9 protein-coding genes and 3 pseudogenes are annotated in these 11,074 nt (G+C 63.4%); 4 read left to right on the top strand and 8 right to left on the bottom strand.

Translation table 11 applies throughout. From position 1 onward, the window contains the following. Window positions 1-96 precede the first annotated feature (96 nt). A complete protein-coding gene (locus QJT82_RS44220; protein WP_016841931.1) occupies window positions 97-1,302 on the bottom strand; it encodes a cytochrome P450 in 1,206 nt (401 codons plus the stop codon). 9 nt (window positions 1,303-1,311) lie between these two features. After that, window positions 1,312-1,554, bottom strand: coding sequence for a cytochrome P450 (locus QJT82_RS44215; RefSeq protein ID WP_245288903.1), 243 nt, complete (start codon window positions 1,552-1,554; stop codon window positions 1,312-1,314). 625 nt (window positions 1,555-2,179) lie between these two features. Here QJT82_RS44215 and QJT82_RS44210 point away from each other — a divergent pair. Together QJT82_RS44210 and QJT82_RS44205 are read left to right on the top strand one after the other, a co-directional pair. Beyond that, on the top strand, window positions 2,180-2,464 hold the full coding sequence (locus tag QJT82_RS44210; protein WP_038374463.1) for a transposase: 285 nt from the start codon (window positions 2,180-2,182) through the stop codon (window positions 2,462-2,464). Further along, window positions 2,412-3,550, top strand: a pseudogene (locus QJT82_RS44205) (ABC transporter ATP-binding protein); the annotation flags it as partial. The gene QJT82_RS44210 and the pseudogene QJT82_RS44205, both read left to right, overlap by 53 nt. 137 nt (window positions 3,551-3,687) lie before the next feature. On the opposite strand, the gene QJT82_RS44200 reads toward QJT82_RS44205, so the two are convergent. The 6 genes and pseudogenes from QJT82_RS44200 to QJT82_RS44175 form a co-directional block, all read right to left on the bottom strand. Continuing rightward, on the bottom strand, window positions 3,688-6,207 hold the full coding sequence (locus QJT82_RS44200; RefSeq protein ID WP_077231170.1) for a S8 family peptidase: 2,520 nt from the start codon (window positions 6,205-6,207) through the stop codon (window positions 3,688-3,690). Then, entirely contained in the window at window positions 6,107-7,177 is a 1,071-nt protein-coding gene (locus QJT82_RS44195) for an ATP-binding protein (protein WP_028344172.1), read from the bottom strand. The genes QJT82_RS44200 and QJT82_RS44195 overlap by 101 nt, the downstream gene beginning before the upstream one ends. Window positions 7,178-7,338: 161 nt before the next feature. Beyond that, window positions 7,339-8,528, bottom strand: a pseudogene (locus QJT82_RS44190) (RHE_PE00001 family protein). A gap of 199 nt (window positions 8,529-8,727) precedes the next feature. After that, the gene (locus QJT82_RS44185; RefSeq protein WP_016841923.1) at window positions 8,728-8,928 is read right to left on the bottom strand and encodes a hypothetical protein; all 201 of its coding nucleotides are present in this window, start codon (window positions 8,926-8,928) and stop codon (window positions 8,728-8,730) included. 46 nt (window positions 8,929-8,974) lie between these two features. After that, entirely contained in the window at window positions 8,975-9,370 is a 396-nt protein-coding gene (locus QJT82_RS44180; RefSeq protein WP_016841922.1) for a type II toxin-antitoxin system VapC family toxin, read from the bottom strand. Continuing rightward, window positions 9,370-9,615, bottom strand: a complete 246-nt coding sequence (locus QJT82_RS44175) for a type II toxin-antitoxin system VapB family antitoxin (protein WP_016841921.1) — start codon at window positions 9,613-9,615, stop codon at window positions 9,370-9,372. Before QJT82_RS44175 ends, QJT82_RS44180 begins: the two co-directional genes overlap by 1 nt. 139 nt (window positions 9,616-9,754) lie before the next feature. On the opposite strand from QJT82_RS44175, the gene QJT82_RS44170 reads away from it, so the two are divergent. Then, window positions 9,755-10,849, top strand: a complete 1,095-nt coding sequence (locus QJT82_RS44170) for a hypothetical protein (RefSeq protein ID WP_016841920.1) — start codon at window positions 9,755-9,757, stop codon at window positions 10,847-10,849. 8 nt (window positions 10,850-10,857) lie between these two features. Then, window positions 10,858-10,998, top strand: a pseudogene (locus QJT82_RS44165) (integrase); the annotation flags it as partial. Between the last annotated feature and the right edge of the window lie 76 nt (window positions 10,999-11,074).

Below are 11,074 nucleotides of genomic sequence, written 5' to 3'. Positions count from 1 at the left end.
CGTCCATCCTGGTTACCTGTTGGCTGGCTGATCGGCGCGCGCCATGCGCGCCGGCAAATTGCGGAGAAGATCGCGATCCCCGGCGGCATCCGCGCATCACCACCGCACCGGGAACTGCTCGAACCCGCCCGTGATGATCTCCTTGCGCAATTTCAGTTCTTCGGGCGCCACGGCCAGGCGCAGCGCGGGAAAGCGCTGGAAGATCGAACCGAACACAACCTTGAGTTCCACCCTGGCCAGCGCCGCGCCGATGCAGGCGTGCGGCCCGTAGGAAAAGGCCAGGTGCGGATTTTCGCGGCGTCCGATGTCGAAAATTTCCGGATCGTCGAAATGGCGCGGATCGAACGACGTCGCCGGCAGGCCGACCAGCACCTTGCTCTCCGCGGGAATATGCACGCCCGCGATCGTCACGTCGGTCCTTGGATAGCGCATGATGCCGTCCCAGCCCGCGCCCGGCGGGTACATGCGCAAGATTTCCTCCAGCGCCTTGTCCGCCAGAGATGGATCGCCGACCAGGCGTTCGCGCTGTTGCGGATGGCGAAACATGGCCAGCAGGCCGAATTCGATCTGCGCGACGGTGCTCTCATGCCCCGCCACCAGCAGGCCCGCCGCTAGGCCGATCGCCTCTTCCTCGCTCGCCTTGCCGCGGTCGACCGCCGCAAGTAGATCCGTCAGCAGGTTGTCGCCCGGATCCTGGCGCTTGTTCCGCATCTTGCGGCCAATGTAGGCGCGCAGTTCTTCCCAGGCTAGGCGCGAAGCGCTGCGCGGGCCGCTTTCATGCTGGTGCGTCATCACCTCGTCGGATAGCCCGGCGAAAAAGGCGTGATCCTCGTAGAGCACGCCCATCAGCGCGCTGATAACCATAGCCGGAAGCGGAAAGGAGAGGTGGCGCCGCAGGTCGGCGGGCTGGGGCTGGGCCGCCAGCGTCTCGAACAAGTGCGCGGCGATCGCTTCGACGTGCTGCGCGAGCAGCTTCACCCTGCGGTCACTGAAGGCCGGCGCCACGATCGCGCGTAGCCGGGCATGCTCGCCCCCCTCGTGCGAGACCAGCCACCCCGGCGAACCGAGAATCACCGAATCCGGGGTGAAGGCCGCCGGCGGCATTCCCGCGGGCCGGAACGCCGCGTCGGACAGCACCGCCTTAGCCTCGTCGTAGCCTGTCACCCACCAGCCTTCGTGCCCGGAGGGGAAGCGCACGCGGTGGATCGGACCGTTGGCGCGTAGCGCCAACATCTCGGGCGAGGGCTCGATGTGATCGACGCGCCACATCGGCAGCGTCGGCAAGGGTTGTTGTTCGGACATGGTGGCACTTCACTCTCTAAGCGATGGAAGGGCGAAGGTGACCGGCAGGCGCTGCGGGCAGCGAATGACGTAAGACGGCATGTAGCCGCCGTCCTCCGCGGCGATGATCAGCGCTAGATCCTCCAGTCGCACGAACAGCGCGGGAAAGGCGCATCGCAATTGCAGGCGCGCCAGCGCAGCCCAAGCAGAAATGCGGCCCTTGGCCAATCGACAGGTGCGGGTTGTGCCGGGCGACATCGAACCTGTCGGCATCGCTATAGATCGACTGACCGCAGGGATTGGTGAAGGAGGTTCGACCGTACCTGTCCGCCAATATAGCCTCCGGACCAGTCCCACTCCGCCGGTGGCGGTTTCACTCCTGGCTCAAGGTCTGCCGCTTTAGTTGCACCGCTCGCGACGAGCGCAATTGTTGTGGCTCCCAAAAGAAGAACTCCAGATCGCATCCAACACCTCCCTGCATTTTCTCGGTCCACAACCGAGCGCCAAGTCATTGCCACAGCAAACCGTCGGAGGGGACCAGACGCGAATGCGGCGGTCCGTCCCGAAGACCATCGCAGTGCGATTGGCGACTATGCCGTGAACAGAGCAAATCGCGTGCCGAAGTGAATTCGCAGGCTCAGCAGACGCTTCGTCGCGGCGCATGTGTGTGAGGTTTCTGGCATTCGGTCTCAATGCCGACAACTAAGCGGAGCAAGTGAACGACAAAGGCCTGCTCTTGCGTGGACGTCGAACTGCTCGGTAAGCTGAGCCAGCGTTCGATCGCCCTTCACGGCGGAGAGCGGCACCTTCGCCTTGAAGGCCGGGGTGTGAAATGGACCCCGATTTTGGGACCGCGTGCTTAGTTGGAAGGGGCTGCTCCGTTTGATAGACGGAGCGCATGATGACGACGAAAACGAGACGCAAGATCGACGCGGCACTGAAGGCAAAGATGGCGCTAGAAGCCATGCGGGAGCAGGCGACGGTGGCCGATCTGGCCCAGCGCTATGAAGTTCACCCGAACCAGATCTATGCCTGGAAGAAGCAACTGCTGAAACAGGCGGCGCGGGCCTTTGACGCGGGTGTCGGGCGGGACAGTGAGGAGGCTCGCGAACGCGAGATCGAGAAGCTGCATCATCGATCTGACGCTGAAGATGTTGTGCGGCATCTCGAGCGACGCATTTGATCGGGTCCAGCGCTTTTCGACCGGTTGGCATGCCAACGGTTTCACCGGCTCGACGGTACGCCAGATCACGCGCGGCATGGGCGCGCTCGACCTATTGAACAGCACGATCCTCATCGCGTTGTTCCCCTCGCTCATCATGCTCATCGGTTCGGCCGTGCTGCTCGGTTGGCACTGGCCGATGATGGGCCTTATCATTGCCTGCGGCTCTCTCGCCTATGTCGGATTGACGATCACGCTATCACTCAGATATATCGCGCCGTCGGCGAGCCTTGCGAACAGCTGGGATAGCAGGCTTGGCGGCGCGCTCGCCGACGCGATCAGTTGCAACCCGGTGGTCAAAGGCTTCGCAGCCGAACAACGGGAAAACGAGCGCCTCGCAAAGGTCATCGCGAAGTGGCGACGTCGGATGCGTCGGAGCTGGGTGCGTGGAGCGATCAGCGGCACGATGCAAGGCGTAACTCTGCTCGCGCTCCGGGCGGCGGTGATCTGCTATGCCTTGCTTCTGTGCTCACGCGGCCAGGCAACCGCGGGCGATATCGCCCTCGTGCTTACCTCTTACTTTGTGCTGCAGGGCTACCTGCGCGACGTGGGCATGCACGTCCGCAACGTGCAGCGCTCAGTGAATGATATGGAGGAGCTGGTCTATATCCAGAGCCAGCCGCTCGACATTGCTGATTGTCCCGAGGCTAAGCAGATCCGGATCATGAAGATCGCATCGATTTTAAGAAAGTCCATTTCCACTATGGAAATGATGGATTGCCGCTCTTCAGGGACTTCTCAGTGTCGATAAAGGCCGGCGAACGGGTCGGTCTGGTCGGCCCCTCCGGCTCCGGCAAGACCACATTTGTGAAGCTCATCCAGCGGCTTTACGACGTGAACGGCGGTCGGATCCAGATCGATGAGCAAGACATTTCGAAGGTGACGCAGGCTTCGCTGCGCTCTCAGATTGCGGTTGTGCAGCAGGAATGCCTCTTGTTCCACCGAACGCTAGCCGAGAACATAGCTTACGGCCAGCCCGGCGCCAGCCAGGCCGAGATTGAGGAGGCAGCACAACTCGCCAGCGCGCATGAATTCATCGCGCGCCTGCTGACCGGCAGCCACTCCGCCGATATAAAGGATCCTCCAAGCAGATAGCGTCCGGTCGAGCGCCTCGCGCGAACCGGACCCGCGAACTGGAAGTCACTTCCGCACGACAGCTGCCTTTATGCGGATGTAATAGCTCATCAAGCGCGGACCCGAGTACGCGGCTGCACTTGGATGCTTGGCAATATCTGATCATAAACCCCGACAGCGCCGGGCATCTCGACCGTGACTGTCAGCCCGAAAGGAATAGGCTCGTCGATCGGTACACCTTGATCTCGCTCTCGCTGAACGTGCACAGGAATTGTTGCAGCGCCTGTGCCGATCCGTTCGTCCCGCCAACGGCGATGAACAATCGTGCCACTCTCCGACTGGCTGTTCGTGGGCTGTCCGGTGACCGTATCGATGCCGGCCATTTCCAGAGCATCGGCTTGGAACGACGGAATCCGCAGCTTGACCGCTCGATACGCAAGATAGCCTGGCCGCGTTGGCGCAAGCCAGGCGAGCGTAGCCCGCACTTCTCGCGGGTTGGCATTGCTGCCAAAAATGGCGGGAAGCGGAACGTCGAATGTCATCGATCCTTCGGGTTCAATGGTGCCCGTGGCCCACATCGTCGCCCGGTCCCCCGCGCAGGCGATTGCATCGTCAGGATCGACGAACCCATATCCAAGATGACGGCACACTTCGCGACGCCAATGCTCATGATGCATCGCTTCATCGGAATCAATGACCGAGCGAATAAAGGCTTCCGAGCCCCGCCACGAGGCCGTGTGGACGAGTAGAGTCTTCAATAAACAGGCGCGTTGCGGCAGCGACATTCCTGCCAGCACGTCAGGGTAGGCCTCCTCGAGTGCATCAAAAATGCGATGCGCCGAATGGGTCGCGAGCGCCGTGGCGGCACTCGTGCCCATCGTGAAATGCAGTCCCATCGTCCCGTTTTCCGGCGGAGCCGCCACCTTCAGCCCCCAAAAACGGCTTGGGAGCGGATGGCTCAACAGGATCGGCGGTGCGGCGACCGGATCAAGACGCCCGCGCTGTCGGCCACCGGCGAACAGCGCGTCAGGCTTGGTGCTACGGCGCAGACCAGGTCCGAGGCGCGACGACAGGTTCGGCATCTCCTCGCCGTCATAAGGAACGAAGGGGCTCGCGCCGCGGAAGACTTCGGTCGACGCATCGCGATGCCAGGCACCAATCGTAAGTGCGTTTAGACTATCTGCCGGCGCCAGCAGCCTGCGGTCTGCCTTCATGGCATCAATTCCCCGCAATGTTCCTTCCGCGCGCGCCGCCGTTGTAGCGGCCTCGAAAGCGGCTCCATTTGCGAATTCTGCGAGCGGAATTCCATCATTGACGTTGCCGGCGCTCACCAGAAAAAGGATGCCGTAGGTGAAAGCAAGATGATCCAAGGCCCGTCCCCAGGTCGAAATCTTTCCTGCGAACGGCTTCGTCTGGTCGCCCAGCGAAAGGTTGACCACGATGACGTTCGCGCCGCCGTTGGCGCGCATCCGCATGATGGCGTCGACGATGACGTCGACCACCAGCCTATCGTTGTCGAAGATCTCATCTCCCAATGTCGGTGCGTACATCACTGGCCGGAAGTAGACGCGCCGACTGATCGGACTCGGCGGATCGTTGAGGTCCCCATGGAGTACAATCGAAGCCATAGCGGTGCCATGCACGCGGGGGCCTACAGCCCTCGCCTCAAGATTGGCGGGATCGTCGATCGCGAGCCGACCAGCCAAGAGAGGATGCGCCTGAACTGGAACCGCGTCGAAGATCGCGGCGATCGGATCGTCAAGCCGCGCGGCTGGTCTCGCCTGATCCACGGGTGTTCGATCTGCTGCCTCGATCGGGGTACCAAGGCTCTGCGGCACGATCGAAGCCACCGGATCCGCGCCTGCGAGCGAGGCGGGATCAAGGTCGGCAATGCGGCGGATTTCTCCTGCGGGGACGTCGGCCAATACGGCGTGATAGGCAAATTCCGGGCGGCGGGATCGATCGATGACCGCGCCGCCACCTTGCCTGATGCGCTCTGCCACGGTAGCTTCGGCGACCTGAGCGACATCGCCTCCCGCGCGAAACACCAGCTCGATTTCGATCCGAACCAGCTCGTTATCAGGTGCGCCGTCTATGCTGTGACGAAAATACTCGCGGTTCTGCGGTGAGACGCGGTCTGCCGGGCCCCACGGGCGCACGCTCCGCAGTTGGGCGAACAAGTGTCGCCACGGCCCATAGTTTCGCGGCACTGAGCCGGTTCGTTGCCAGCCTTGCCAAAGGGAGACGATTTCCCGCAGCGCGTCGAGCTGCGGGACGAGAAGATAGAACTCGGGATTATCGTCGAACTCGTCGGCGGCTAATTCTTCTTCGCCTGCGAACTCAAGTCCTGCGATTCGCGATACAGCGTTGAGGAAATTCTGAATCGAGCCGGTGACCTCAAACACCAGGAGTCGCTCCGGTGCCAACGAGTTGGCGTCGGCACGCAACTGCAGCGCGGCATCTGGTCGATTGAGGATCGTCTGCAGGCGCTGAAAAACTGGACCATGCGCCCGCCCCTGCGCGGCACGATCAAACGTCCGTGCTTGGCTGCCTCCGCCTCCCGACCGGCGCCTTCCGGTGTCTTTCGGATCGTTTAGACGAAGGAGAGGTTTCTCCGGGTCGTGTGGCATCGGTTTCTTCCGGCGCGACTCTGGCGGTCCAGAGATTGAGTTGCTCGCTCACGATGTCCCTCAGCGCGCGGTTGCCGAGGGCGAGAATGTGTTGGCGCCGAACGGTCTGACAGAATTCGAGGGCCTCCGCGAAGCTGATGTGTCCCAGGCTGGCGGCGAGTTTGCCAGCTTCGATACCAGCCGGTTCCGGCCAAGCCTCGAACTGGCGATCGAGAAATACAGAAAGAGCATCGAGCGAGGGTTGCGGCAGCGCGAGCCGCAGTTGAAAACGCCGCCATACCGCGCGATCCAGCAATTCGGCGTGGTTCGTCGCCGCGACGGTTACCACATAGCTCGGCAATTGATCGATTTGCATCAATAGGAAGGATACGACGCGTTTGATTTCGCCGGTCTCATGGACGTCGCCGCGCTCCTTGCCGATCGAATCGAACTCATCGAAGAACAGCACGCACGGAACTGTCCGGGCGTAGTCGAACAACCTTGCGAGGCGGCTGTTGGTCTCGCCGAGATATGAGCCAACAAGCGCGTCGTAGCGGACCGTAAAGAACTGCACCGCCAGAGCCTCGGCGATCGCCTCTGCAACAGAGGTCTTGCCGTTGCCCGGTGGCCCCGACAGCAGCACGCGGTGTCTGGGTTGCATACCATGGGCACGCAGGAGGTCGGCCCGATGTTGTTCCTCGACAAGCTGTTTGACCTGTTCGTTGACGGGCAGCGGCAGGATCAGTTCCTCGAGGCGCCGTCGAGGTGTGCTCTCAAGGATGGTGTCCTTGCCTGATTGGCTCGCCGACGGCTGGGTGGCCGGCGGACTGACAGTGACGGCGTTCAACGCCCGCTGGAGACGGTCGGCAAGGATGTGATGATTCTTGCCGCGTTCCTCGGCGACGATGGCCTCCACCGATGAGCGCAGCGCAGTGCGGTCGCCGGTCGCGCCGGCGCGGACAATGGAGAGAAGGAGATCGCTTCGGGCCACCGCGCGCTACATCCGAAAATCGCAAATCAATACGGCAGGATTGGTTAACATTTTGGGCGGCCGCTTGACACCCACAATGGCGAAGCGGCTGACCCACATCACAGAAAAGAGAGGGCGGTGACAACGTTCCCGGCGCGGGGCGCTCCCCGTCATCTCAACTATCATGGGATCCCCCACGCCCGATACCGCCCTCGCCCGGTCGCCTCCCGCAATCCGAGCTCGCCAACCAGGTCCTGGGCGGCGCGCGCCGTGATGCCGAGCTCCCGGCGATCATGCCGGCAGATACAAGCGGACGGGTGAACACATAGTCGACCAGTGCGGGCAGCCGCGAGGTGGAGCGGCGACCGTCGAGCTTCCGAACAAGCAGGGTGCGAGCAGTGAGCCAGCGGTCATGGTTTTTCAGCCCGGCCGCGGCAACCGCCGTCATCGCCTCAAGTTGCACGGCTAGGCGGCTGGCTGGATTGCGCGGCCGCCGCCGCTCGAGTGGGATTGCTTTCAGTCCCTCCTGGAGACAGGGCAAGTGCCAGCGGGTCTTGGCCCGCGCGCACAGCATGCTCGCCGCGAGCAAACGTCCGAGCCAGGGTGTGTGTTGCAAAGGCGCGATCGCGCTCCAGGCCTCGGCGGCGATCGCCGCCGCCAGGGTCGGCGGCAGCGTACGGGTCTGCTCGACCACGGCCCGCCACTCATCGAGCCGCGCGTCCTCGTCCCAGTCGAGATCGTAGACCAGCGGGTCACGCTCCAGCCCGGCCCGTGTCTTCCCCGCAAGGGTCCGAGCGGCGTTGGCGTTTGCGGCGTCCACTGCGGCGAACGCCGCCGCAAGCCGGGGGTCGGTGTCATGCAACGATCCGCTGGGCTCCGCTTCCTCGATCCCCTCGATGGCGTCGTCGGGCGCATCGATATCCTCTTCTATACCCTCGTCCCCATCGCCCTTCCCGTCCCGCCCGCGCAAGCTGGCCAGACCGGTGCGCGATAGCGCCCAGTCCGGCTTCGCGGTGGCGATGCGCCGGCGGGCACGGAGCACGGCGTGCGCGCGGATCAGCTCATGGGTCGGAGCGCGCACGTCCATGCCGGCGTCGTGGAGAACCAGATCTTCGAGGTGGACGAGTTCGCCCTCCAGCCACAGGCAGGCCGCGGCATCGCTGAAATGAGTCCTTGCGATCCAGCCGTCGCGAATCGGGCTCTTGGCGAGCCGCTCGTCGAGCCGGGCGAGCGTGTCCTCGGAGGCCGCGAGCGGGGCGGCGAGCTGGGTCCACGGCAGCGGATCGGGGATCTGGTAGGAGGACAGCAAGGTTTTGATAACCTTAACGGGAATCGCCGTAACGGAAGCTAACACGGATTTAGCTTCCGTCATAGCGATGCCCTCTCGCGTATCCTTCTGACTATCGATAACCACCCCTTATCGATAGTGTTGGACATAGAATCTCAAATCGGCGATTCTGGCGGCCGTCAGCCCGGCAAATCACCGCCGGCGGGCTTCCCATCGACGAGAGGACGCGTCCGCTGCCAGCTCCCTCCCCTTCCCCGGGCACGACCAGGCGCCGCCTGCGGCTTCAGTTTTCCTCGACCTCGACATTGAGATGCTCGAAGCCTGGCGCCATCTCGCTGGCCACGATCGCGGCAATGTCTTCGTCGGTCAGATCGACGGTCCGGACGTCCCGACGATCGCCGTCGAGGAGCGGTTTTCTCTCGGCGAACTCGCCGCCGTCCGGTGCGGCCGGAGGCGCGCTGGATAGCTTCGAATCATCGTGCATGACACCTCCTTCAGTCCGCTTTGTACTGACCACCATCTTCGAACAATCAGGCTGCCTCGATGTCGGTCTGCGGGAAATCGCTGCCCTTAAACATCAACGGCTCCCCAAGGTGACGGGCGCAGGCGTAGGCGAAGCAGTCGCCAAAATTCAGTCGGGCCGGGTGCCGGCCTTTGCCGTAGCGGTCGAAGGCATCGAGCGCGATGCGGGCGGTTTCAGGCGCCACGTTCACCATACGGATCTCCATCAGCGCGAGATAGCTCTCGACCGATTCGGCCGCCTCGGCAATCGAAAGATCGAGCACGCGGGCGACAGCGATCGCCGCCTCCCACACCGCCAGCGGCGAGGTCAGCCGCGTCGCGGCCTGCTGCACGCGCGCCAGCAGCTCCCGCGCCTCGTCCTCATCGGTCAGCATTGCGGTCAGCGCAGAGGCGTCGATGAACATCAAGTATCCTCGTACAGGCTGTCGCGGAAGGCCTTGTCGGCGGCTTTGCCGCTTTGCGGATTGCCCTTGGCCCTCAGATCGCGACAAAACTGCACGCCCAGGTCGACCAGGGATGGTTTGCCCTGCTCGCGCTCGAGCTCATGGGCGAGCGCCGTGTGGACGGCTTCGGTCAGGCCGATTTTCTTCAGCGCCGCGACCCTGCGGGCCAAGGCGTCGGTCTCCGGATTCTTGATGTGGAAGGCCATCGGCCACTCCTCTAGCTTGCTTTGTGTATCCTTATATAACATTCAGGATACACCGCGTGAAGGCCCGGGAATTCTCACCAAATTCGCTGGAATGCCCCGTAAAGTCTCAACGGAGGCTTCGATTTATGGTTAGCTTTCGATGAACGTCCCCCCTCTTCGTCTTCCCGATACCGCCTCGATCAAGGCCGCCCTGGCGGGACTCGATCCCGCCTCGGCCGACGCGGACCTCATCCCTGCCCTCGCCGCGGCCTTCCCGGGCTTCGACTTCAGCCTCGCCCACGTCGACGACGATTACTGGCGCGACACCCGCTCGGTCATCCAACCGGACGGGACGCGGCTCGGCGAGCTGCGGCCATGGATGACGGCCGAGCTAGCGAAGGACAACGGCAATATCCGAGCGCTCTGGACGCGCCTGAAAGCGACCGACCTGCAGATCACGGAATGGCGGGGCACCAGCGCCTTCGTTTTCGCATTGACCGGGCCAGACGTCGCCGACTACATCCAGTTGGCGCTCGGCCGTGAAATCGAGTGGCGGGCCGGTCCGATCGTCAATCCGAACTATTGTCCTTTCAGTGAAGAGCAGCTGTTCGATCCAAGCTGGCCTAGCCGAGATCCCCTGCCCGAGACGGACCGCCTCGCCGGTCCGGTCTATCGCCTCCTTGATCGCGCCGGCGGCGCCTTCGTCCATGTCCGCAGCTTCCTTGATCGCTGCGGCCGCGTCGAGCGCGACAAACGCGAGGCGAAGCGGCCCGAGCTGGAGCGGCGGGTCGTCCGCGAAACCGGGCCGCGCGGGACCACACGCGAAACCCCTTTCCTTGAATTGGTGCCGGACTATTTCGACTTCGTACCGCGCGAGCTGCGGTTCTTCCGGGACTGGGAAGAGTCAAGCGCCGGATCGCAGCGCGTCTTCGCGCACTGGGCGCTGGATACTCGCGACTACACCTACAAGGGCGAGCGCGAGGTCGGCTTCATTCCCCGGCCCTTGCGGCCGCCCAAAGAGCGGCTTCTCCCGACGCCGGACGCCTCGGTCCATATCCTGATGGACCGCATCGAGGCCGTCGACCGTGAGGTCGGGCTGCCCTTTGGCTGGTTCTTTCTGATGACCCACGGCCACTGGGTCGACCCCGATGTCGGCCAAGCGATCGCCGCGGGACTGCGGGATCAGCGCGTGCGGCTGCCGGATCGCGACGCGCGCGTGCTGCTTCGGTGGGCAGAGCGGACCTACGGTTTCTGAGGGGCGCCATGGTCGACGTTCCTGCCACGCGTCGCGTTGACCCCGAGACCCGTCGCGCGCTGCAGCTCGACACGCTCGCGGCGATCCTGCCGATGGACCGGCGCGATCGTGTCGCGCAGCTTCTCACCGACGACGACGTTGAAACGCTGTGTTCGCCGTCAGGGCCTGTGAGACAAACAGGGGGATTTTGCGGAGGGAGGATTTCTGGTTCATCGTAGCCACCAG

It is taken from the genome of Bradyrhizobium sp. Mp19 (genome assembly GCF_029952935.1).
Classification (GTDB): Bacteria; Pseudomonadota; Alphaproteobacteria; order Rhizobiales; family Xanthobacteraceae; genus Bradyrhizobium; species Bradyrhizobium elkanii.
The sequence above is the reverse complement of the archived record's forward strand: the minus strand, read 5'-3'. Positions and strand labels throughout refer to the sequence as shown.

Bases quoted from the DNA above. Each gene is read 5' to 3' on its own strand.
- QJT82_RS44220 (WP_016841931.1), bottom strand. From the start codon at position 1,302: ATGTCCGAACAACAACCCTTGCCGACGCTGCCGATGTGGCGCGTCGAT.
- QJT82_RS44215 (WP_245288903.1), bottom strand. From the start codon at position 1,554: ATGCCGACAGGTTCGATGTCGCCCGGCACAACCCGCACCTGTCGATTG.
- QJT82_RS44210 (WP_038374463.1), top strand. From the start codon at position 2,180: ATGATGACGACGAAAACGAGACGCAAGATCGACGCGGCACTGAAGGCA.
- QJT82_RS44200 (WP_077231170.1), bottom strand. From the start codon at position 6,207: ATGCCACACGACCCGGAGAAACCTCTCCTTCGTCTAAACGATCCGAAA.
- QJT82_RS44185 (WP_016841923.1), bottom strand. From the start codon at position 8,928: ATGCACGATGATTCGAAGCTATCCAGCGCGCCTCCGGCCGCACCGGAC.
- QJT82_RS44180 (WP_016841922.1), bottom strand. From the start codon at position 9,370: ATGTTCATCGACGCCTCTGCGCTGACCGCAATGCTGACCGATGAGGAC.
- QJT82_RS44175 (WP_016841921.1), bottom strand. From the start codon at position 9,615: ATGGCCTTCCACATCAAGAATCCGGAGACCGACGCCTTGGCCCGCAGG.
- QJT82_RS44170 (WP_016841920.1), top strand. From the start codon at position 9,755: ATGAACGTCCCCCCTCTTCGTCTTCCCGATACCGCCTCGATCAAGGCC.